General features: G+C 71.4%; 19 protein-coding genes and 1 pseudogene. 11 read left to right on the forward strand and 9 right to left on the reverse strand.

The window, feature by feature from the left end:
- Positions 1-16: 16 nt before the first annotated feature.
- From GFH49_RS07870 to GFH49_RS07880, 3 genes are all read left to right on the forward strand, one after another.
- Positions 17-304: a transposase gene (locus tag GFH49_RS07870; protein ID WP_155055063.1), complete on the forward strand. Its 288-nt coding sequence runs from the start codon at positions 17-19 to the stop codon at positions 302-304.
- On the forward strand, positions 292-924 hold the full coding sequence (locus GFH49_RS07875; protein WP_196217892.1) for an IS3 family transposase: 633 nt from the start codon (positions 292-294) through the stop codon (positions 922-924). The genes GFH49_RS07870 and GFH49_RS07875 overlap by 13 nt, the downstream gene beginning before the upstream one ends.
- A 395-nt stretch (positions 925-1,319) precedes the next feature.
- Positions 1,320-2,954, forward strand: coding sequence for a hypothetical protein (locus GFH49_RS07880; protein WP_230396204.1), 1,635 nt, complete (start codon positions 1,320-1,322; stop codon positions 2,952-2,954).
- An 82-nt stretch (positions 2,955-3,036) separates the two neighbouring features.
- Here GFH49_RS07880 and GFH49_RS07885 read toward each other — a convergent pair whose 3' ends face one another.
- Positions 3,037-4,086, reverse strand: coding sequence for an endonuclease/exonuclease/phosphatase family protein (locus GFH49_RS07885; protein ID WP_155055065.1), 1,050 nt, complete (start codon positions 4,084-4,086; stop codon positions 3,037-3,039).
- Between the two features lie 380 nt (positions 4,087-4,466).
- Between GFH49_RS07885 and panB the strand changes: the two genes are divergently transcribed.
- The 3 genes from panB to GFH49_RS07900 all read left to right on the forward strand — a co-directional run bounded on the left by panB (position 4,467) and on the right by GFH49_RS07900 (position 7,343).
- On the forward strand, positions 4,467-5,342 hold the full coding sequence (gene panB, locus GFH49_RS07890) for a 3-methyl-2-oxobutanoate hydroxymethyltransferase (protein ID WP_155055066.1): 876 nt from the start codon (positions 4,467-4,469) through the stop codon (positions 5,340-5,342).
- Between the two features lie 181 nt (positions 5,343-5,523).
- On the forward strand, positions 5,524-6,537 hold the full coding sequence (locus tag GFH49_RS07895) for an efflux ABC transporter ATPase subunit, DrrA-related (RefSeq protein ID WP_155055067.1): 1,014 nt from the start codon (positions 5,524-5,526) through the stop codon (positions 6,535-6,537).
- Positions 6,534-7,343, forward strand: coding sequence for an ABC transporter permease (locus GFH49_RS07900; RefSeq protein ID WP_155055068.1), 810 nt, complete (start codon positions 6,534-6,536; stop codon positions 7,341-7,343). The genes GFH49_RS07895 and GFH49_RS07900 overlap by 4 nt, the downstream gene beginning before the upstream one ends.
- 27 nt (positions 7,344-7,370) lie before the next feature.
- Here GFH49_RS07900 and GFH49_RS07905 read toward each other — a convergent pair whose 3' ends face one another.
- Entirely contained in the window at positions 7,371-10,613 is a 3,243-nt protein-coding gene (locus GFH49_RS07905) for an AfsR/SARP family transcriptional regulator (protein ID WP_155055069.1), read from the reverse strand.
- Positions 10,614-10,771: 158 nt separating this feature from the next.
- On the opposite strand from GFH49_RS07905, the gene GFH49_RS07910 reads away from it, so the two are divergent.
- Positions 10,772-11,572, forward strand: a complete 801-nt coding sequence (locus GFH49_RS07910) for a site-2 protease family protein (RefSeq protein ID WP_155055070.1) — start codon at positions 10,772-10,774, stop codon at positions 11,570-11,572.
- On the opposite strand, the gene GFH49_RS07915 is transcribed toward GFH49_RS07910, so the two are convergent.
- From GFH49_RS07915 to GFH49_RS07925, 3 genes are all read right to left on the reverse strand, one after another.
- Positions 11,562-11,747, reverse strand: coding sequence for a hypothetical protein (locus GFH49_RS07915; protein ID WP_155055071.1), 186 nt, complete (start codon positions 11,745-11,747; stop codon positions 11,562-11,564). The two genes, GFH49_RS07910 and GFH49_RS07915, sit on opposite strands and share 11 nt — an antisense overlap.
- A gap of 241 nt (positions 11,748-11,988) precedes the next feature.
- On the reverse strand, positions 11,989-12,705 hold the full coding sequence (gene npdG, locus GFH49_RS07920; RefSeq protein ID WP_155055072.1) for an NADPH-dependent F420 reductase: 717 nt from the start codon (positions 12,703-12,705) through the stop codon (positions 11,989-11,991).
- Between the two features lie 155 nt (positions 12,706-12,860).
- Positions 12,861-13,928: a sialidase family protein gene (locus GFH49_RS07925; protein WP_155055073.1), complete on the reverse strand. Its 1,068-nt coding sequence runs from the start codon at positions 13,926-13,928 to the stop codon at positions 12,861-12,863.
- Positions 13,929-14,065: 137 nt separating this feature from the next.
- Here GFH49_RS07925 and GFH49_RS07930 point away from each other — a divergent pair, with 137 nt between their 5' ends.
- A complete protein-coding gene (locus GFH49_RS07930; RefSeq protein WP_155055074.1) occupies positions 14,066-14,671 on the forward strand; it encodes a hypothetical protein in 606 nt (201 codons plus the stop codon).
- A gap of 84 nt (positions 14,672-14,755) precedes the next feature.
- A pseudogene (locus GFH49_RS07935) lies at positions 14,756-15,265 on the forward strand (MFS transporter); the annotation flags it as partial.
- Positions 15,266-15,279: 14 nt separating this feature from the next.
- Here GFH49_RS07935 and GFH49_RS39950 read toward each other — a convergent pair.
- Complete coding sequence (locus tag GFH49_RS39950) at positions 15,280-15,510, reverse strand: hypothetical protein (protein ID WP_155055075.1); 231 nt, start codon at positions 15,508-15,510, stop codon at positions 15,280-15,282.
- A gap of 58 nt (positions 15,511-15,568) precedes the next feature.
- Here GFH49_RS39950 and map point away from each other — a divergent pair, with 58 nt between their 5' ends.
- Entirely contained in the window at positions 15,569-16,426 is an 858-nt protein-coding gene (map, locus tag GFH49_RS07945) for a type I methionyl aminopeptidase (RefSeq protein ID WP_155055076.1), read from the forward strand.
- Positions 16,427-16,565: 139 nt separating this feature from the next.
- The gene (locus GFH49_RS07950) at positions 16,566-17,213 is read left to right on the forward strand and encodes a biliverdin-producing heme oxygenase (RefSeq protein ID WP_155055077.1); all 648 of its coding nucleotides are present in this window, start codon (positions 16,566-16,568) and stop codon (positions 17,211-17,213) included.
- Between the two features lie 45 nt (positions 17,214-17,258).
- Here GFH49_RS07950 and GFH49_RS07955 read toward each other — a convergent pair whose 3' ends face one another.
- The 3 genes from GFH49_RS07955 to GFH49_RS07965 form a co-directional block, all read right to left on the reverse strand.
- Entirely contained in the window at positions 17,259-17,903 is a 645-nt protein-coding gene (locus tag GFH49_RS07955; RefSeq protein ID WP_155055078.1) for a PhzF family phenazine biosynthesis protein, read from the reverse strand.
- A gap of 98 nt (positions 17,904-18,001) precedes the next feature.
- Positions 18,002-19,498, reverse strand: coding sequence for an HtaA domain-containing protein (locus GFH49_RS07960; protein ID WP_155055079.1), 1,497 nt, complete (start codon positions 19,496-19,498; stop codon positions 18,002-18,004).
- Positions 19,499-19,536: 38 nt separating this feature from the next.
- On the reverse strand, positions 19,537-20,997 hold the full coding sequence (locus tag GFH49_RS07965) for an HtaA domain-containing protein (protein ID WP_155055080.1): 1,461 nt from the start codon (positions 20,995-20,997) through the stop codon (positions 19,537-19,539).
- Between the last annotated feature and the right edge of the window lie 60 nt (positions 20,998-21,057).

Here is a 21,057-nt window from a genome sequence, read left to right on the forward strand (position 1 = left end):
GGGGAAGTTGGGAGTCATGGCGGAGAAGCGACGGAAGTTCGATCCAGAGTTCCGTGAGGGTGCCGTGCGGATCGTCACGGAGACCGGCAAGACGATCGCCGAGGTCGCCGAGAACCTGGGGATCAACGAGACCACCCTGGCGAGCTGGGTCTCCCGTGCCCGTCGGGCAGGGACCGCACCGGCTGGTGGGAGCGACGAGCTGGAGCGTCTGCGGCGGGAGAACGCCCAGCTCAAGCGGGACAACAAGGAACTGGTCATGGAGCGTGATGTCCTCAAACGCTGCATGGTCCTGTGGGTGAAGTAGCCGTGGCGGACCCGGCGTCCGTCGTCGGGGTGATCAGCGACTTCAGGACCGAGCACGGCATTTCGCACCGTGTCTCCTGCCGCGCCCTGGGTGTGAGTGAGTCGTGGTTCTACAAGCACCGCACCCATCGGCCCACCCGGCGTGAGCTGCGCAGACAGCATCTGATCGAGGCAGTGAAGGAGGAGTTCGACGACTCCGGCGGCACCTACGGCTCGCCGAAGATCTGGATCAGGCTGGTGAGGCAGGGCTGGCAGGTCTCGGTGAACACCATCGCGAAGATCATGGCCGGGCTGGGCCTGGTCGCGCGGAAGGTGCGCAGACGGCGGGGATTGACCCGACCGGGGAAGCGGCCGGCCGCGCCGGACTTCGTGCGCCGCGACTTCACCGCCGAGGCACCCGACCTGGTCTGGTGCGGGGACAAGCCAGTCCCCTGTATCCGGCAGAGCCGGTTCGACGACCAGCGCCCGACCAGCAGGACGGTGATGGTCGCGCCGCCGCTCTTGAGAAGGAGACCGATGACCGGCGTCAGCTTCGCCTCGGCGGCCGGGGCCATATACCGGACGGGAGACTTCCTCTTCCGTCCGTTCGGGACCCCTCCCCGGCCATGTGCCGCACTATAGGGATCTGTGAATCTGTGAGGGAGCAAAGTCTCCTGCCCGTAGGGCAGTTGGGGGAGTGAGTCGGTATGAGTGGGTCCGAAGAGTCGTCGGGGGTCGGTGGGACGGGAGAGGGATCGGACCAGCCTGCGTCCACCCCACCCGAGCCGCCGTCGCCGTCCAAGCCCCTGTCGCCACCCGAACCGCCATCGCCGCCCAAGCCCTCGTCACCGCCGGAATTCCCGTCACCGCCCGAACCCCTGTCGGCGCCCGAACCCCCGTCGGCGCCCCCGCCTCCGCCCAAGCCCTCGTCGCCGCCCGAACCTCCATCGTCACCCCCGCCCCCGCCGGAACCTCCATCGTCACCCCCGCCCCCGCCCGACCCCCCGTCGTCGTCCCCGCTCCCTCCCCCGCCCCCGATGCCCGATGGTCCGCCCACCGTGCAGTCGCCGGTCTCCGAGTGGCTGACCTACACGCTGCCGGAGGAGCCGGAGGATGTCGTGCCCGCGGATCGGTGGCGTTCTGCGGCGGCCGGGCTGTTCAACCTCACCGGGCTCGGGCTGGGGTACGCGCTGCTGCAGCGCTGGCCGCAGGCCGCCCTGTGCTGGGTCGCGACCAGCCTGCTGCTGGTGGCCGCGCTGCCCGCGGACCCTGACGGGCTGCCGGGCGCGGTGGTGTGGGGGTACATCCTCTTTCTGGTGCTGGCCGCGGCCCACGCGGCGTGGCTCGCGCGCCGTGCGCGGCTGACGTTGCCGTGGCGGTCGACGGTCGCCGCCGGGGTCGGTCTCGTGCTGCTCGTCGTGCCGGTCGGTGGGGCGGTGGGGTACGAGGCGGCGCGGGAAGAGGCGTACCAGCAGATGTTGCTGGACCGGCTCGACGAGACGGACCGGCTGGTCACCACGGCCTCGCGGCGGGACAGCTTCGCCGAGGCCAAGGACGACTACGAGCGGGCGATGAAGGACTACCGTGCGCTCGGCGACGACCACCCCGGCAGCCGGGCCGCTCAGCGCATCCCCGACCGCCTCGGCCGGTTCTACGACACGGTCGCCGCGCCGTACCGCGAGAAGGAGTACTGCGAGGCCCTGGAACCGCTGCGGTATCTGTGGAAGCTGCCGGACACGATGGGCAGCGAGCGGCTCGGCTCCCTCGCCGACTGGCCCGAGGAGCCCCTGGCCACCTCGCTCTACGAGTGCGGCATCGCGAACCTCGGCTCCGGCGCCGTGTCCGCAGCGGACGCGAACGGCGGCGCGCTGGCCGAACTGCTCGGTACGTTCCCCGACTCGGCGCAGGCCGCCAAGGTCGAACCGGCCGTGAGCGCGGAGATCTCGGAACAGTCCAGGGCCCTGAACGGCGACGACCCCTGCCCGGCCGGCGAGGAATTGCAGGCCATCAGCCAGACCATGGTCGACCTGCCCGCGGGCAGCCCCGGTGACGCGCTGCGCTCGGACGCCGCCGACGCGGTGGAGTCCGCCGCCTACGCCTGCGGGGTGGACGAGTTCGAGGACGACAAGTTCGCCGCGGCGGCCGAGACGCTCAACGACTTCGCCGACACGTACGAGGACAACCAGAACGCCGACCGTGCCCGGCAGATCGCCATCGCCGCGGAGATCGCCGCGGAACGGCCCGCAGCGGGCCGGAAGTTGCCGCCGTCCCGCAGCCCGGGCGGCTCCAGGATGACCTTGGAGATAAGCAACGACTCCCCGACCGCGGTCGAGTTCCTCTACACCGGCCCCGTCACCGGCAGGATCTACATCCCGGCGTGCACCGGCTGCACCGAGTACTCCAGCGAGTCGGAGGCCGCAGGCGCCGCCTGCGGGGACAGCAGCATCGACTACCCGACCAACTACCTCGACCTGCCCGCCGGCGACTACCACACCCTCGTCAAGTACGCCGACGCAGGCGCGGAGGACGTGGAGAACCTGGCCGACGGGATGCGCATCGATCCCGGTTACACGTACACCAACTGCACCTATGTCGTGAGCGAGAGCAGTTACCCGGGGTTCCCGGAACTCCCGGAGCTGGAGCCGATCGAGCCCATCGAGCCGAACGTCTGACGCACCACCGGAACCGCGGCGGCACCGTCCCCAGCAGGGTGGGTCCGATCCTCGGGCCCACCCCGCCCGGTGTCCCTCCCGGTTACGACGACGTGCCGACCTGCACCCGCGCAGCCACCGGCAAGTGGTCGCTCCCGGTCTCCGGCAGCGTCCACGAGGTCATCGGCTCGACGCCCTTGACCATGATCTGGTCGATCCGCGCCATCGGGAACGACGCCGGCCAGCTGAACCCGAACCCGCTGCCCGCCGCGCCCTGTGTGGAGCGCATCTGGGAGGTGACGGCGTTCAGCGCGCGGTCGTTCATCGTGCCGTTGAGGTCGCCGAGCAGCACCACCCGCGGCAGCTTCTCGTCGGCGATGGCCTCACCGAGGGCGTCGGCGCTCTTGTCGCGCTGCCGGGCGGTGAACCCGGCCTCCAGCTTCACCCGCACCGACGGGAGGTGGGCGACGTACACCGCGACCTGTCCGGCGGGCGCGGCCACGGTGGCGCGCATCGCGCGCGTCCAGCCCAGCTTGATGTCGACGGGCTGGACACCGGTGAGCGGGTACTTGCTCCACAGCCCGACGGTGCCTTCCACGGCGTGGTACTTGTACGTCGACGCCAGCGCGTCCTCGTACGTCGGCACCGCCGCCCCCGTCAGCTCCTCCAGGGCCAGCACGTCGGCGCCGGAGGCGGCCACGTCACGGGCGGTGCCGGCCGGGTCGGCGTTGTCGGCGTTGACGTTGTGCGTGGCCACCGTGAGGTCGCCGCCGGCGGCGGTCTTGTCGGTGAGCAGGCCGCCGAACAGGTTCAGCCATACGCTCGCCGGGACCAGCACCGCGATCAGCGCGGTCGCCGACTTGCGGACCAGCGCCAGCACGAGCAGCACCGGGATGGACAGCCCCAGCCAGGGCAGGAAGGTCTCGGTGAGGCTGCCGAGGTTGCCGACCGCGTTCGGGATGCGCGAGTGCGCCACCATCACCAGGGCGAGCAGCAGCGCGAGCCCGGCGACGACGAGGCCGCGGCGCCAGATCCGGGGATCGCCGCGCCAGCCGGTGGTCACCCTGCCGAGCAGGCGTCGGAACCGGGAGCTGTGCGACTCGGGCCGCGAGCCGTCGCCGTCCGTCTCCGTCACGTATGCCTGCTGCGCCATACCGTCGCCTCACTACCTGCCGTGCACACCGTCCGTCCCCCTGTCTCCTACAGACACTAGGGGATGATCGGCTCCCTTCCTGCCGTCTTCTGACGGCCGTACGGGCACGAGGACGTACAAGTCGGCGCGGGCAGTTCCGGTGACAGGCGCGGAAAGCGCGCTCTGTGACACAACACGCACGTGTGGGTTACGCGGGTCGCGAACTGACAGGGTGTACGCCGTCGGGGGACCGCGTCGAGGACCGCGTCGACGGTCCGTTCCGGCGCGGCCCCGCCCGTACGTGACACGGTCCTCTAGCCGTCCGGTGGCACGAGGTGCCACCATGGAGGTGGTCCGGGGACGCCGTCAGGGCGCCTCGAGATGACGTAAGGAGCCGTGCCATGACGCAGCTTCCGGCTGCCCAGACCGCTCAGCAGAAACCTTCCGACGGCAGCAAGGCGCTGTACGGGGGCAAGAGCACTCGCCGTATCACCGTTCGCGACATCGCCACCGCCAAGGAGCGCGGCGAGAAGTGGCCCATGCTCACCGCCTACGACGCGATGACCGCGTCCGTCTTCGACGAGGCCGGGATCCCGGTCATGCTCGTCGGCGACTCGGCGGGCAACTGCCACCTCGGGTACGAGACGACCGTGCCCGTCACGCTCGACGAGATGACCATGCTGTCCGCGGCCGTCGTCCGGGGCACCTCCCGCGCCCTCATCGTCGGCGACCTGCCCTTCGGGTCCTACCAGGAGGGTCCGGTGCAGGCGCTGCGCTCGGCGACCCGGCTGGTGAAGGAGGCCGGGGTCGGGGCGGTCAAGCTGGAGGGCGGCGAGCGGTCGCACCGGCAGATCGAGCTGCTGGTCGAGTCCGGGATTCCGGTGATGGCGCACATCGGGCTGACCCCGCAGTCCGTGAACGCCATGGGGTACCGCGTGCAGGGGCGCGGCGAGGAGGCCGCGCACCAGCTGCTGCGGGACGCCAAGGCCGTACAGGACGCCGGGGCGTTCGCGGTGGTGCTGGAGCTGGTGCCGGCGGAACTGGCGGCCGAGGTGACCCGGACGCTGCACATCCCGACCGTCGGGATCGGGGCGGGACCGGAGACGGACGCGCAGGTCCTCGTCTGGACCGACATGCTGGGGCTGACCGGCGGCCGGGTGCCGAAGTTCGTGAAGCAGTACGCGAACCTGCGTGAGGTCATGGGGAACGCGGCGAAGGCGTTCGCGGAGGATGTCGTCGGCGGATCGTTCCCGCTGGAGGAGCACTCCGTCCACTGACCCGAGGAGCCACTGGCCCGAAGAACCACCGGCCCGAAGAGCCACTGCGGCACCACCGAGCAGCCCCGCCGATCTTCCCCCGTCGGCGGGGCTGTGGTGTTCATGGGCGCGTCGGCAATCTGCAGGCCGCTGTCGGCACCCTGTCGGCCGTTTGTCGGTGGGCCGTGACACCGTCACTGCCATGACGCGAATCGACAAGAACGCCACAGTCGCGGTGAGCGTGCGGGGGCTGGTCAAGCACTACGGGGCGACCAAGGCGCTGGACGGCGTCGACCTGGAGGTACGTGAGGGCACCGTGATGGGTGTGCTCGGGCCGAACGGGGCCGGCAAGACCACCCTCGTACGGATACTGTCCACGCTCATCACCCCGGACTCCGGGCAGGCCAGCGTCGCCGGGTACGACGTCGTACGGCAGCCCCGGCAGACGCGGCGGGTGATCGGGCTGACCGGGCAGTACGCCTCCGTGGACGAGAAGCTGTCCGGCTGGGAGAACCTGTACATGATCGGGCGGCTGCTCGACCTGCCGCGGAAGGAGGCCAGGTCGCGCGCCGACGCGCTGCTGGAGCGGTTCTCGCTCACCGAGGCCGCCAAGCGGCCCGCGAACACCTACTCCGGCGGTATGCGGCGGCGGCTCGACCTCGCCGCGTCCATGATCGGGCGGCCCGAGGTGCTGTTCCTCGACGAGCCGACCACCGGGCTGGACCCGCACACCCGCAACGAGGTGTGGGACGAGGTCAAGGCCATGGTCGGCGACGGCGTGACCGTCCTGCTGACCACGCAGTACATGGAGGAGGCCGAGCAGCTCGCCTCCGAGCTGACCGTCGTGGACCACGGGAAGGTCATCGCAGGCGGTGCCATCGACGAGCTGAAGGCCAAGGTCGGCGGGCGGACCCTGCGAGTGCGGCCCACCGATCCGCTGCAGTTGCGGCCGCTCGCCGACATCCTCGACAAGCAGGGCATCACGGGCCTCGCCGCCACGACCGTCGACTCGGAGAGCGGCACCGTGCTCGTCCCGATCCTCAGTGACGAGCAGCTGACCGCGGTGGTCGGCACCGTCACCGCCCGCGGCATCACGCTCAGCTCCATCAGCACCGAACTGCCCAGCCTGGACGAGGTGTTCCTGTCCCTCACCGGCCACCGCGCCAGTGCCCCGCAGGACGCCGTACCCACCGAGCCCGAGGAGGCCGCCGTATGAGCGCCGCCGCAGCCACCGTCACCGACACCCGCATCCCGCTGCGCGGCCACCTGCGCCACACCGGTGCCCTCATGCGCCGCAACCTGCTGTGGATCCGGCAGGACCCGGAGTCGATGATGGACGCCGTGATGATGCCGATCGTCTTCACGCTGCTGTTCGTGTACGTCTTCGGCGGCTCGGTCGGGCAGGCCCTGGGCGGCGGGCATGACGAGTACGTGCAGTACGTCATCCCCGGCATGATCGCGATGATGAGCATGACGCTCTCCCAGGGCGTCGGCACCGGGTTCTGCCAGGACTTCAACTCCGGCGTCATGGACCGCTTCCGGTCCCTGCCGATCGGGCGCGGCTCGGTGCTCATCGCGAAGGTCGCGGTGGAGATCACTCGGATGATATTCGCGATGACCGTGCTGATGATCGTGGCCGTTCTGGTCGGCTTCGACATCGACAACTGGGGCGGCATGTTCGCGTCCGTGGGCCTGTCCGTCGTGTTCGCCTCGTCGATCATGTGGGGGTTCCTCACCCTGGGCGTGATCATGAAGGAGGCGCAGGCCGTGCAGCAGACGGGCTTCCTGATACTGATCCCGCTGCAGTTCGGTTCGTCGATCTTCGCGCCGACGAGCTCCATGCCGGACTGGCTGCAGACCTTCACCGACTACAACCCTCTGTCCACGCTGGCGGACACGGCACGCGGGCTGATGATCGGCGGCCCGGTGGCGCATGACCTGTGGGTCACGGTTGCCTGGTCGGTGGCGATCACGGCGGTGATGGCGCCGGTCGCGATCCACAAGTTCCGCACCAAGAACTGAAAGTTCCGCACCAAGAACTGACCCATCTCACACCAGGGCGGCGGCCTCCTCCGGGGAAAGGCCGCCGCCCTCCGCGTACGCCGTCTCGTACTCCTCGTCGCCGAGCAGTTCACGCAGCGCCGGCTCGGCCCGTTCACGGCAGGTGCGCTCCAGGGCGGACGGGACATGGCGGGGCGGCAGCGCGGCGTCGGCGGCGCCGATGAAGCGCGCTCCGTCGCGGGCCCGGCGGCCACCGTCGAGGCCGGCCAGAGCGACGGCGGCGGTGGTCAGATACCCCGAGCGCATGTGCGGGGCGATGGCCTCGGAGAGCGGGTCCTGGGCATGCTCCAGCGCCTGTCTGACCTTGTCGAGGGCGTCCTCGTGGCAGCCGTCGACCGCGTCCAGCCAGGCCTCCGACCCCAGGATGAAGGCGTCGAAGACGACGAAGTGGGAGATGGCGAACTCCTCCCGCAGCAGCCGGAGGTGCTCGCGCGCCTCCGGGACGCGGTCGGTCATGCCGAGCCAGCCCGCGAGGTGGAGCCGGGCGGCGGGCATGGCCTCGTTGTGGGAGCCGTCGCGCTCGGCGATCACCTCGCGCAGGACGCGTTCGCCGCGCTCGATCTCACCCGCCTCCAGCAGCGCGCTGCCGAGCCGGGCGCGGAGCACGGACGTATGGGCGCGGGCATCGAGCCGTTCGGCGTGTTCGACGGCCGCCTCGAAGTCGACGATGGCGAGGCGGTGGTCGCCCGCGCGCTCGCGGGACTCGGCACGGGCCGAGAGCGCCTCCGCGGTGCCCCAGGCGTCGCCGAGACGCCGGTAGATCGCCAGCGCCTCGTCGGCGTCGCGGGTCGCGTCTCCGGCCCAGTCGCTGCGGTTGGCCAGGAGGTTGGCGCGCATGTGGAGGCCGGCGGCGAGCTCCCACTCGTAGCCGGGAGTGCTTCGGCAGGTGTCGACGCAGGCGTCGATGATCAGGCGCACCCGCTTCATGTCGCCGGTCATCATCACGGCGAAGAACCAGTACATGCCGGGGGTGCGGCAGGTCTGCGGCAGGCCGGGCCGGTAGGTCGAGGCGATGGCCCGGAGTTTCGCCTGTGCCTCGGGCGTCTGCCAGGCGTCCAGTTCGGTGTCCATGCAGGCGAGATGGATCAGGTGGACCCCGCGCCGCGCCTCGTCGAGCACCAGGCCGGTCCAGGGCAGCGGCAGGTCCGTGCAGCGCTGCCACAGCGGCTCGGCCGTGCGCACGAGTGCGGCGAAGGGGTCGGGGCCGAGGTCCTTGACCTCGCGGGACCAGTTGCGGGCCTCGATGCGCAGGTCGCGTATCTGCCAGTACCAGCCCAGCGACAGCACCAGGCACAGCGCCTCCTGCTCGTCGCGGAGGGCGACGGCGTGGCGCAGAGCGGTGCGCAGGTTCTCGTACTCGCGCTCCAGGCGTTCGATGGCGGCGCGCTGCTGCGGGCCGCGCAGCAACGGGTCGGTGGTGCGGGCCAGTTCGCGGTAGTACGTCAGATGCGCGTGCTCGGCGGCGGGGCGCCCGCCGGACTCGTCGAGCCGTTCGCCCGCGTACTCGGCGACGGTCTCCAGGAGCCGGTAGCGCATCTCGCCGCCCTCTCCCGAAGGGGCCGCCACGACAAGGGACTTGTCGACGAGGGAGCCGAGCGCGTCGAGGGCGGCCGGTCCGCAGACGGCCTCGGCGGCGGCGAGGTCGCAGCCGCCCGCGAACACCGACAGCCGGCACAGGACGTCGCGTTCGTCCGCGACGAGCAGGTCCCAGGACCAGTCGACGACGGCCCGCAGGGTCTGCTGACGGGGCAGCACGGTACGGCTGCCGGAGGTGAGCAGCCGGAAGCGGTCGTCGAGCCGGTCGACTATCTGACGCGGCGTCAACATCCGCAGCCTGGCCGCCGCGAGTTCGATGGCGAGGGGCAGCCCGTCGAGCCGGCGGCAGATCTCGGCGGCGGCCCCGGGGTCGTCCTCGATGCGGAAGCCCGGCCTCGCGGCGGTACCCCGGTCCGCGAGCAGCCGCAGCGCGACCGGCTCCGGCAGCGGCTCCACGGGCCGCAGCAACTCCCCCGGCACACCGAGGGGTTCACGGCTGGTGGCCAGCACAGTGAGCCCGGGGCACCGCTCCAGCAACTGCTCCACGAGACGGGCGGCGGCCTCGACGACATGCTCGCAGTTGTCGAGGACGATCAGCATCCGGCGCCTGCCGCAGTGCTCGACGAGCCGCACCAGGGGATCGTCGTGCCGCTCCAGGCCGGCCCGTATCTCCTCCGCCCCGGCCCCGTACAGCACGGTCTCCCGGGCGCCGACCGCGGTGAGCACGGCCTCCGGTACGGCGGCCGGGTCGTCGACGGGCGCCAGCTCGGCCAGCCACACCCCGTCCCGGGCCGCGTGCCGCACCGCCTCGGCGGCCTCCTGCGACAGCCGGGTCTTGCCCGCGCCACCGGGCCCGAGCAGCGTCACCAGCCGGGCGGCGGCGAGGTCCCCGCGGATGGCCTCGATGTCGGCCTCCCGGCCGACGAAGGAGGTGAGCCGGGCCCGGAGATTGCCCAGCGGCCTGCCCGGCTCCTCCTCCGGGCGGAGCAGTTCCCCGTGCAGCGCCCGCAGTTCGGCCCCGGGATCGGACCCGAGCCGGTCCGCGAGCAGTTGTCGTACGTCGTCGTAGGCGGCCAGCGCTTCGGCGGCCCGCCCGGTGTCGCGCAGGGCGCGCATGCGCAGGGCCTGGAGCGGCTCGTCCAGGGGATGGCTGTCGCACAGGGCGGTCAGCTCGGGCAGGGACTGCTCGGCCTGGCCGAGGGCGAGTGCGGCGGCGTGCCGGGCACGGAGGGCGTCAAGACGCCGGGTCTCGCAGCGGGCCGCCTCCGCGGTGCGGTCGGGGAGGTCGGCGAGGGCGGGGCCGCGCCAGAGCGTGAGGGCGTCGTCGAGGACCACGGCCGCCTTGGCGGGGTCGCCGTCGGTGAGGGCGCGCAGGCCGTCGCCGACGAGCCGCTCGAAGCGGTGCAGGTCGATGTCGTCGGCCGCGGCGGCGAGCCGGTACCCGCCCTCCGCGGATTCGACGGCAGCCGCCCCCAGCGCCCTGCGCAGCCGCCCCACCAGCGCCTGCACCGCCCCCGTCGCGTCGGCGGGCGCCTCCCCGTCCCACACCTCGTCGACCAGCACGCTCACCGGCACGGTCCGCCCCGGCCGGAGCGCGAGCACGGTCAGCAGCGCACGCAGCCGCGCCCCGCCGACCGGGACGGTGGTGCCGTCGGTGCGGGTGGCCTGAGTCGTGCCGAGGATGCGATAGCGCACGGTCCCATTGTCCCCGCTGCGTCCCCCGCGCTGCCTCCGGGTTTACACGCGCATGAACTATGAGAAGTCGGAACCCTCGACCGGCCGGGAGACGTTTTCCTCCCGGGCCCGGTACCGTCGGGCAGTCGCAGCCCATCGCAGATTGGCCAGGAAACCCGATGACCACCGCCAGCACCCGCCGCAGTGACCGGCGGATCAGTCCCGTCTTCATCGGGATCACGGCCGTCACGGCGGTCACGGGATGGGCCACCTGGACCGGGTTCGCGGAGCAGCCCGGTGTGGCCGTGTTCCTGTTCGTGACGGCGGCGTGGATCGTCTCCCTCTGTCTGCACGAGTACGCGCACGCGCGCACGGCTCTGCACAGCGGCGACATCTCGGTCGGCGCGAAGGGCTATCTCACGCTCAATCCGCTCAAGTACACGCACGCCCTGCTCAGCATCGTGCTGCCCGTGCTCTTCGTGATCATGGGCGGGATCGGCCTTCCCGGCGGTGCCGTCTTCATCGAGCGCGGGCGGATCCGGGGGCGTTGGCGGCACAGCCTGATCTCCGCGGCCGGTCCGCTGACGAACGTGCTCTTCGCCGCCGTCTGCACCGCGCCCTTCTGGCTCGACGCGCTCGACGGCGTACCGCGCGACTTCCAGTACGCGCTCGCGTTCCTGGCGCTGCTCCAGGTCACGGCCGCGATCCTGAACTTCCTGCCGGTGCCGGGCCTGGACGGCTACGGGGTCATCGAGCCCTGGCTGTCGCACAACGTCAAGCGGCAGGTGGAGCCGTTCGCGCCGTTCGGCCTGCTGTTCGTGTTCGCGCTGCTGTGGGTGCCGGAGATCAACGGCGTGTTTTTCGACGCGGTGGACTCGATCCTCGCGGCCCTGGGGATCACCGACTTCGAGACCTACTGCGGTCAGGAGTTGTACCGCTTCTGGCAGGGCACGAACGAGTTCTGCCAGGTCAGCCCGTGACTTCAGGCCGCCGGGCGGCCCTGCCGCGCCTGAGGTAGTACCAGGCCATGTTGGACGACAGCCCCGCCAGCATCACCCACACGACACCCAGCCAGCTCCCCTGCACGAAGGAGATGACGGCCGCGGCGACGGCGAGGACGCAGACGGTGAGGGCGTAGAGGGCCAGGCGGGGCATCGGGGTCGACTCCTGTCGGGGGACACTGCGGACGGCTGTCGGCTCTAGGGCCTGTTCTGAGTTTCCCCGTCGTCCGTGCGGAGCACGGGCGCAGCGGCGTTCGGTGCGTGGCCTCGGTGTGCGACGGCCCTGGTCATGTGGCGGAGCCACCTGTCCAGGGGCGGCGTGCGGCGAGGGTGCGTGCCGGGCGTCGGGGCGCAGGCGGGGAAACTCAGAACAGGCCCTAGTGTCCCCCATGCACTCATACGTCCGTGACGCGGAGCCCCGCGTGCGCCTTGTAGCGGCGGTTCACGGAGATCAGGTTCGCCACCAGCGACTCGACCTGGTGGGCGTTGCGCAGCCGCCCGGCGAAGATGCCGCGCATGCCGGGGATGCGGCCGGCGAGGGCCTGCACGGTCTCGACGTCGGCCCGCTCCTCCCCCAGCACCATCACATCGGTGTCGATCTCCTCGATCTCCGGATCCTCCAGCAGTACGGCCGACAGATGGTGGAAGGCGGCCGTCACCCGGGAGTCCGGCAGCAGCGCGGCTGCCTGCTCGGCGGCGCTGCCCTCCTCCGGCTTCAGCGCGTAGGCGCCCTTCTTGTCGAAGCCGAGCGGGTTGACGCAGTCGACGACGAGCTTGCCGGCCAGCTCGGCACGCAGGGATTCGAGCGTCTCGCCGTGTCCCTCCCAGGGCACGGCGACGATCACGAGGTCGCTGCGGCGCGCGCACTCGGCGTTGTCGGCGCCCTCGACGCCGTACCCCAGCTCCCCGGCGGCGGCCTGCGCGCGCTCGGCAGCCCGCGAGCCGATGATCACCTTCTGGCCGGCGCGGGCGAGCCGGTAGGCGAGGCCCTTGCCCTGCGGCCCGGTCCCGCCGAGCACACCGACGACGAGCCCGGAGACGTCGGGCAGGTCCCAGGGGTCCTTGGCGGGGGCCTTCGCGGGCTTCTGTGCGGCACTGTCGGTAGAGGTCATGGGCCCGACTTTACTGACGCTCGCCTCAGGCCGACCGCGCCGGTCGTCCCCGGCCCACCCGCTCCTCTGCCGGGGGTCCGGGGATCATCTCCCGGGGCAGTGCAGCGCGTCCTCCCTCGCGGGCCCCACTGGTCAGGTGAGCCGCGTCACGTGGGTCAGGTGAGCCGTGTCACGGGGACGCGGCGGAAGCTGATCGTCTCGTACGGGCCGAAGTCGCCGGTCTCGTAGAGGAGGCCGACGGTGGACGTGTCGACGCGGACCAGGTCGGAGTACCCGGCCGGGAGACCGTCGACGGTGTACGCCGGGCGCCAGGTGGTGCCGCCGTCGGTGGAGGTGCGCAGGGTCATCAGGGCGCGGCCGTGCGCGGGGCCGGAGTACAGGAGCAGGTCGGGGTCGCGGAGCTGGAGGACGCTCGCCTGGCAGACGGGGGCGGTCAGGCCGGCCTGTGGGCGGAACGGCTTCGCCAGGGTCCGGCCGCCGTCCTCGGAGTGGGCGTCGGCGCGGTTGCCGGGTGAGCGGGAGTCGGTGCGGGTGTTGAAGTAGACGCGCCCGTCGGGGAGTTCGGCGGCGGTGGTCTCGTTGGCGTTGAGGTAGTCGGTCGGGCTGTCGTCGACGTAGCCCAGGTACCAGGTCTCGCCTCGGTCGTCGCTGAGCAGGCAGTGGCCGCCGTTGTACCGGGCCTCGTCGCCGGCGTCCGAACCGGTGGGCGGCACGGTGTGGTTGGCGGGGACGACGACCCGGCCGGTGCTCAGCTGGAGGGCGTGGCCGGGCCCGGTGGCGTACCAGCGCCAGCCGGGCTCCTTGACCTGGTGCGTGATCTCCCGGGGCGCCGACCACGTCTCCCCCTCGTCGTCGCTGTGCTGCACCCACACCCGGCGCCCGTCCTCGTCCTTGACCTCGCCGCGCAGGATCGCGCTCTCGGCCGCGTCGGCGGCGGAACGGCACTGGACGAGCAGCACCCGGCCGGTGTCGAGGACGACGGGGGCGGGGTTGCCCGCGAGGTCGCTGCCGTTGCGGCCGACGACCTGCAGCGCCCCCCAGGTGCGGCCGCCGTCCGTCGACCGCTTCAGCACGAGGTCGATGTGCCCGTAGTCGTGCGCGGAGTCGACGCGGCCCTCGCAGAGGGCGAGCAGCGTGCCGGAGGCGGTGGCGACGACCGCGGGGATCCGGTAGCTGGCGTAGCCGTCGTCGCCCGCGCGGAACGGGACGCTGGTCTCTGGCATCGGCGGAACTCCTCGTGACGTGTTCGGCGGTGGTCCGGCCCCTGCCCGTCATGGCGGTCCGGCCCCCCTGCCCATCATGGGCGAATTCGCGGCGAACTCCACATCACGAGTGGCGGGTTGCGGCAGGATGCCGTCGCATGGATGCCGTACGGGTCGCGCTGCTGCGCGAAGTGCTCGCCGGGACAGAGTGGTTGGGCGCCACGCGGCGGTTCGCGGGGGTGCTGCGGGGTTCCGTCGTGTCGCACGGCGGCGGACTGCTGCTGGTCGGCACACCCGGGTACGAGCCCTGGCATCTCGCCGCCCATCTCGTCGACGAGGCCGCGTGGTCGGGCACGCCGGAGCTGTCGCCGACTCTCGTACGGCATGACGCGCGCCCCTCGGATCCGGCGCACCTGGCGGTGGGGCTCGGCCGGCTCGCGGCGGCCCGGCGCGGAGAGACGTTGCTGGTGGTCTCACCGGCCGATTCCTGCCCTCCCCCGACGCTTGAACGGGTCCACGACGCCCGGCGGGCCGGGGCGACGGTGCTGGCGCTCGGCCCCGAGGAGGGCGAGTTGGCGGCGATGGCGCACGAGAGGCTGGCCGTGCCCGAGGCGGCCGAGCTGGACCTGGACACCGTGCAGCACCTGGTGAGCGCGGCGGCCGGGGAGAGTTCGCTGCCGGTGCCGAGGGGCGGGCGGCGCTTGCGGGACCGGCTGTCGAGGCTGGCGGACGAGCTGACCGCGCCGCCCCCCACGCCCTGGTGATGACCGCACCGCCCCCATCCCCTGTCCCCTGTCCTCTGGTAATCCGGTTGCCCGGCCTCCCGGCGTCCCCGACCATGAGCCCCCGTGACCGACGACGCCCCCGACCCTCCTTCCGGCCTTCGCGCACTGTTGCCCGACCTCGCTCCGTGGCGGGCCTCCCGTGACTTCCGGCGGCTGTGGTTCTCGGGGCTGATCTCGAACTTCGGGAGCTTCCTGACGTTCGTCGCGCTGCCGGTGCAGTTGAAGGAGCTGACCGGGTCGGCCGCGGCGGTGGGGGCCATCGGGGCCGTGGAGCTCGTACCGCTGCTGGTCTTCGGGCTGTACGGCGGGGCGCTGGCGGACGCCTGGGACAAGCGGAAGCTGATCATCTGGACGGAGGCCGGGCAGGGTCTGCTCAGCGCGGCCCTGCTGGTCAACGCGCTCCTCCCGGGCCCCGCCGTCTGGCCGCTGTACGTCGTCGCCGCCCTGTCCTCCGCCCTGTTCTCCGTCCAGCGGCCCGCGCTCGACTCCCTCTGGCCCCGGATCGTGGCCCACGAGCAGCTGCCCGCGGCGGCCTCGCTGAACTCCTTCCGCTGGACGCTCGGCGGGGTCGCCCGCCGCGGCACTGGTCAGTCGTCGTCGGTCTGGCCCGCCGGGGTGTCATGCCACTTGGGGTCGGTCTCCCACTCCAGGTTCCGCTCCCGGGCGGTCGCCATCGCGTGCTCGGCCTCCGCGCGGTCGGCATAGGGTCCGAAGCGGTCCTTGGCGGGGCATTCCGGCCCCTCCTCGACCTTCTTGTGCTCCAGGCAGTAGTACCACTCGCCCGGCTTCCCGACGGTCCGCTTCTTGAACAGGGCCATGACCGGCTCCTTTCACCACGGACATGTTCCCCCATGCCCGCCGTCTAGACTCGCTGGCATGTCTGGCCAGTCGCTGCTCGTACCAGGGGAACTGTCCCCCACCCGTTCCGTGCCCGGAAACATCCGCCGCCCCGAGTATGTCGGCAAGCCCGCGCCGACGCCGTACACCGGCCCGGAGGTGCAGACGCCCGAGACGATCGAGGCGATGCGCGTCGCCGGGCGGATCGCCGCGCGGGCGATGGCTCAGGCCGCGAAGCTGATCGCCCCCGGGGTCACCACGGACGAGCTGGACAAGGCGGCGCACGAATACATGTGCGACCACGGCGCCTACCCGTCGACGCTCGGCTACCGCGGCTTCCCCAAGTCCCTGTGCACGTCCCTCAACGAGGTCATCTGCCACGGCATCCCCGACTCCACCGTCCTGCGCGACGGCGACATCATCAACCTCGACGTGACGGCGTACGTCGGCGGGGTGCACGGCGACAACAACGCGACGTACCTGGTCGGCGAGGTCGACGAGGAGAGCCGTCTGCTGGTGGAGCGCACGCGCGAGTCCCTGAACCGCGCGATCAAGGCGGTCAAGCCGGGCCGGCAGATCAACGTCATCGGCCGCGTGATCGAGTCGTACGCGAAACGCTTCGGCTACGGAGTCGTCCGGGACTTCACGGGCCACGGCATTAACTCGTCCTTCCACTCGGGCCTGATCATCCCGCACTACGACAGCCCGCACGCCACCACGCTCATGCAGCCCGGCATGACCTTCACGATCGAGCCGATGCTGACGCTCGGCACGCACGAGTACGACATGTGGGACGACGGCTGGACGGTCGTCACGAAGGACCGCAGGCGGACGGCCCAGTTCGAGCACACGCTGGTGGTGACGGAGACGGGGGCGGAGATCCTGACGCTGCCGTAACCCGCAAGGTGAGACCCGCCCCCTGCTCGGGGCGGGTCTTTTCTTGTACTCTTTTACCGACAGGGCGTCGGAAACTTTCCCGACGAGCAGTCGGAAAGCTGTTGACTTAGGTAAGCCTAACCATAGAAAATCTGGGCCCATGGACTCCTTCTCGACCCTCATCCGCACCGCGTCCCACGAGCAGCACGTGGAGGCGGAGACTTCGACGTTCATGAGCGACCTGCTCGGCGGCAAGCTCGGCGTCGACGCGTACGCGCGCTACACCGAGCAGCTGTGGTTCGTGTACGAGGCACTGGAGACCCGTGCCGAGCGGCTGGCCTCGGACCCGGTGGCCGGCCCCTTCATCCAGCCCGGACTCTTCCGCCTGCCCGCGCTGCAGCGGGACCTGGAGCACCTGCGCGGCCCCGACTGGCGCGCGACCCTGACCGCCCTCCCGGCCACCCAGGCCTACGCGGCCCGCATCGCCGAGTGCGCCGACACCTGGCCGGCGGGCTGCATCGCCCACCACTACACCCGCTACCTCGGCGACCTCTCCGGCGGCCAGATCATCCGCGACAAGGCGGAACGGACCTGGGGCTTCGCGAAGAAGGGCGACGGGGTCCGCTTCTACGTGTTCGAGGAGATCGCCAACCCGGCGGCCTTCAAGCGGGGTTACCGGGAACTGCTGGACGCGGTCCACGCGGACGACCTGGAGAAGCAGCGGATCATCGCGGAGTGCAAGAAGGCGTTCGCACTGAACACGGCGGTGTTCCACGCCCTGGGCGAGGAGTTCCCGCTGAGCGCATAGCACTCACCGCTCACAACTCACCGCTCACAACTCAGCGCTCACAACTCACCGCTCAAGGAACACGCGTCCTCCGACCTCCACCCAGCCTCCCGGCTGCGGAGCGGTGAGTATCTGGGACCCCGCGCCCTGCACGATATTGAGGGCCCTGCCCAGCCGATCCGTAAGAAGCATGGCCGCTGCCCCGGTCGCCTCGTCCTCCTTGATGCCGTCACCGCGACCGGGAAAGCCACGGGCACGGATCCGCCCCGCCGCCTCGTCCTCCCAGGCCCAGGCGTACACCCACTCCCCCGGCGGCGGCACGGGCAACGCATCGACCTCCGCCGCGCTCCCGTACCGACGGAGCGTGCGCGGCGGCGCCCACTCCACCCGCGCCTCGATCCAGCTGAACTCCCCGTCCAGCCGGGCACCCACGACACCGGCGGGCGTGACCAGCTCGGGAACATCGAGCAGCCAGGCCGTACCGACGCACGGATACCCGGCGAAGGGCAACCGAACGCTGGGCGTGTAGATGTCGATGACCCCCCGCTCGGGATCATCCACGAACACGGTCTCACTGAACCCCAGCTTCGCCGCGAACGCCTGCCGCTCCTCCCGCTCCACCATCAGCGAGCCGTCGCGCACGACACCGAGTTCGTTCCCGTACCCGCCCCCGGCACCGCAGAAGACACGCAGCACGTCGTAATCAGTCACGGGGGCATTCAAGCATCACGGCCTGTCCGCAGATGATGGACGTTACGGCGGGAGGCGCCCGGACGGGCCGTCGGCTGACGGACTACTCGGCTGACGGACTACTCGGCTGCGCGACGCCGGCGCATCGTGAACACCACGCTCGCGCCCGCTGCCACGGCCACCGCGGCTGCCGTGCCCAGGGCGGCCACCGGGACGTCCGAGCCGGTGGCGGCGAGGCCGCCGGAGATGCCGCCGGTCGTGGAGCCGGTGCCGCCGGTCGTGGAGCCCGTGCCGCCGGTCGTGGAGCCGGCCGGGTCGGTGGAGGGGGTCGTGGAGGGCGTGGGGTCGTCGGTGGGGAGTTCCGCGTCGTCCGTGAGGGCCACCGAGAGGTCCACCGGGTCGAGTTCCTCGCCGTCCTCGTAGAAGTCGTCGAAGGCCTCCGCGCCCTCGGCGGTGAGCTTCGCGGTGACATCCGACAGGCTGATGACGTCGTTCTCCGCCACCAGGTCCGCTTCGTCGGCCGTCAGATCGGCCAGCACCACGTCCTCCGACTCCTCGCCCAGGCTGGTGACGTCCGCCGTGAGCTCGCCCTTGCCGTCCTCCAGGCTCACCTTGACGTCGGCCAGGGTGAGGTCGAGACCGTAAGTGCCGTTCGCCTCATGGCCCTTGAAGTTCACCGAGCCCTCGAAGGCGGCGCTCAGCGTGTCCGCGTCCGTGTCGTACGTCCCCGTCGCGTCGGTGAAGGTGAACACCCCATTGTCCGCGGCCTGGGTCGCCCCGTCCGACGCCGTGATCTCCCCGTTCGCCACGTTGCCCACCACGTACGTACGGAAGGACTCCTTCACGCCCCACACCAGCGTGCCGTCCGCTATCTCCCCGTCCGCCGGAGGCCCGGCCGGTTCGGACGCCGAGGCGCTCGGCGAGGGAGAGGAGGTCGCGCTCGCCGACGGACTCGGGCTCTGAGTCGGGCTCGCGCTGGCCGAAGGCGTCGGTGTCGGCGAGGAGGACGCGGTGGCGGACGGCGTCGGCGACGGAGTCGTCTTCTGCACCACCGTCAGCGGATCCCCGTCCGCCCCCTCGTAGCTCGCGCTGCCGAAGGTGTCCGCCGCCTCCTTCGTCAGCTTGGTCGACATGTCGGTCATCTCGCGCGTGACGGTGACGGTGGCAAGCGGCACGTCGTCGGTCGTCGCACCGTCCTTCGTCACGTCAGCGGTGATCTCGGCGGCGGCACTGTCGAACTTCACGTCGGACAGCGTCAGGTCGAAGCGGTGCAGATCGGACTTGATCCTCAGGCTGCCCTGGAACGCCAGCTCCACCGCGTTCGTGGTCGAGTCGTACGTCCCCGTACCCCCGGTGAAGGTGAACGCCCCATTGCTCTCGGCCTGCGACGCCCCGTCCGACGCGGTGAAGCCGCCGGCCGCCGCGCCGGTCACGTACGTGCGGTACGACTCCTTGATGCCCCAGGTCAACTCGTATCCGCTGATCGGGACTTCGGCGGCCGAGGCGGCGGGGGCGCCCAGCGTGGCGAGCGCGGTGGCACCCAGCGCGGCGGCCGTGGCCACGGCGGCGGCGAGAGCGGTGGTACGGCGGCGGGGTCTGGCGGGGGTCGAGGTCATGTCCGTGGTTCTCCTTGGATGAGGTGGGGTAAGGGGTTTCAATCGCCGTCCGAGGTGGAGGCGGAGGGGGATTCGGACGCGGTGGCCGTTGCCGCACGGCGCTTGCGGGCGACGACGAGCGTAGCCGCGACGAGGAGCAGCGAACCGACGGTCAGTCCGATCGGCAGTGCCACCGAGCCGTCGTCGCCGTCCGACTCACTCGCCACGGGCTCGGCCTCGGTCGAACGCGGCGACGCCGACCCGGTCTCCGGCGTCGCGCTCACCGTCGGCGTACTGCCCAGATCGGGCAGAGCAGGCAGTTCGGCGTCCGCGGTGAGGGCGACCGCGAGCGAGACGGGGTCCATCTCCGTGCCCGCCCGGTACATCGAGTCGAAGGCTTTCGCGCCCTGGGCGGTGAGCTTCGCCGGCGCCTCGGTCACGGCGACGAGCCCGTCCTTCGCCGTCAAGTCCCTCGCGGTGAACGTGACCAGCGGAGCCTTCTTCGCGGAGTAGTCGTCACTCGCCACGTCGGCGTAGAGCGTGCCCTTGCCGTCGGCGACAGTCGCCCGGACTCCGCTCAGCTTCAGATCGAGTCCGCGCTCCCCCGTGAAATGCAGGGCACCTTCGAAGCCGGCGTCCAACTCGCCGTCCCTGAACGTCCCTTCGCCACCGGGGAAGCGGAAGAGAGCGCCCCCGTCCTCGGCCCCGCCCGACAGCGTCCACCTGCCCTTGGCGATGTCCCCGGTGACGTACTCCCGGAAGGTCCGGCGCACCCCCCAGTCGACGGCGCCGTCCACAAGGGCGCCGTCCGCCGGCTCCGCGGACTTGGTCGCACCCGGAGAACCCGGCGTACGCGACGCACTCGGCGTACGCGAAGGCGTACCCGCGTCCCCCGCGTCCCCCGCCTCCACATCCGCCGACAGACTCACCGGATCGAGCGCGGTCCCTGCCGTGTAGTACCCGGCGAAGGCCTTCGCGCCCTCCGAAGTGAGCGTCGCGGGAAGGTTGTTGAGGACGACCGTGTCGCCGCCGCCCCGCATGTCGATCCCGCCGAGGGAGAGGGAGGCGAAGGGCACCTGACGGGACGTCGTGACCGTCCCGGTGCCCTCCGCCTTGCTGACGACGTCCACGTACAGCGTCCCGGTGGAGCCGGAGACGCGGACGGTGGGCCGGCTGATGGTGAGGTCGAGCTGGTTCACCCCCGCGTCCGTCCGGTGCCCGACGAAGTGGACCCCGCCGGAGAAGGCCGCGGTGAAGGCGCCGGTGCCGCCGTCGTACGTGCCCGTGGCCGAGTGGAACCGGAACTGGCTGTCCCCGACGGTGGCCGCGCCGCCGGTGAGCGAGTAACTCCCCTTGGCGATGGGCCCCGTGACATAGCTCTGGAAGGACGATTTGATGCCCCAGTCGAGCCGCCCGCCCCGCACATCACGGCTCGCGGCGTGCGCGCCGGCCGCCGGCAGCAGGGCACCCAGGACGGCTGCGCAGACCACGGTGATCAGGGCACGAAGGCGCGCGGGCATAAGGGGTCCTCCGGTTACGACAGCCGGTAGCGAGTGGAAGTAAGGCTAACCTAAGCTTTG

Origin of the sequence: Streptomyces blattellae, from assembly GCF_009709555.1 — a bacterium.
In the GTDB taxonomy this organism is placed as follows: domain Bacteria; phylum Actinomycetota; class Actinomycetes; order Streptomycetales; family Streptomycetaceae; genus Streptomyces; species Streptomyces blattellae.

Excerpts from the sequence above, each read along its gene's own strand:
- GFH49_RS07880 (WP_230396204.1), top strand. The coding sequence starts at position 1,320 with ATGCCCGATGGTCCGCCCACCGTGCAGTCGCCGGTCTCCGAGTGGCTG.
- GFH49_RS39950 (WP_155055075.1), bottom strand. The coding sequence starts at position 15,510 with ATGGCCCTGTTCAAGAAGCGGACCGTCGGGAAGCCGGGCGAGTGGTAC.
- GFH49_RS07930 (WP_155055074.1), top strand. The coding sequence starts at position 14,066 with ATGGATGCCGTACGGGTCGCGCTGCTGCGCGAAGTGCTCGCCGGGACA.
- npdG (WP_155055072.1), bottom strand. The coding sequence starts at position 12,705 with ATGACCTCTACCGACAGTGCCGCACAGAAGCCCGCGAAGGCCCCCGCC.
- GFH49_RS07965 (WP_155055080.1), bottom strand. The coding sequence starts at position 20,997 with ATGCCCGCGCGCCTTCGTGCCCTGATCACCGTGGTCTGCGCAGCCGTC.
- GFH49_RS07915 (WP_155055071.1), bottom strand. The coding sequence starts at position 11,747 with ATGCCCCGCCTGGCCCTCTACGCCCTCACCGTCTGCGTCCTCGCCGTC.
- GFH49_RS07900 (WP_155055068.1), top strand. The coding sequence starts at position 6,534 with ATGAGCGCCGCCGCAGCCACCGTCACCGACACCCGCATCCCGCTGCGC.
- GFH49_RS07960 (WP_155055079.1), bottom strand. The coding sequence starts at position 19,498 with ATGACCTCGACCCCCGCCAGACCCCGCCGCCGTACCACCGCTCTCGCC.
- GFH49_RS07925 (WP_155055073.1), bottom strand. The coding sequence starts at position 13,928 with ATGCCAGAGACCAGCGTCCCGTTCCGCGCGGGCGACGACGGCTACGCC.
- GFH49_RS07950 (WP_155055077.1), top strand. The coding sequence starts at position 16,566 with ATGGACTCCTTCTCGACCCTCATCCGCACCGCGTCCCACGAGCAGCAC.
- GFH49_RS07870 (WP_155055063.1), top strand. The coding sequence starts at position 17 with ATGGCGGAGAAGCGACGGAAGTTCGATCCAGAGTTCCGTGAGGGTGCC.
- map (WP_155055076.1), top strand. The coding sequence starts at position 15,569 with ATGTCTGGCCAGTCGCTGCTCGTACCAGGGGAACTGTCCCCCACCCGT.
- GFH49_RS07910 (WP_155055070.1), top strand. The coding sequence starts at position 10,772 with ATGACCACCGCCAGCACCCGCCGCAGTGACCGGCGGATCAGTCCCGTC.
- GFH49_RS07885 (WP_155055065.1), bottom strand. The coding sequence starts at position 4,086 with ATGGCGCAGCAGGCATACGTGACGGAGACGGACGGCGACGGCTCGCGG.
- GFH49_RS07895 (WP_155055067.1), top strand. The coding sequence starts at position 5,524 with ATGACGCGAATCGACAAGAACGCCACAGTCGCGGTGAGCGTGCGGGGG.
- panB (WP_155055066.1), top strand. The coding sequence starts at position 4,467 with ATGACGCAGCTTCCGGCTGCCCAGACCGCTCAGCAGAAACCTTCCGAC.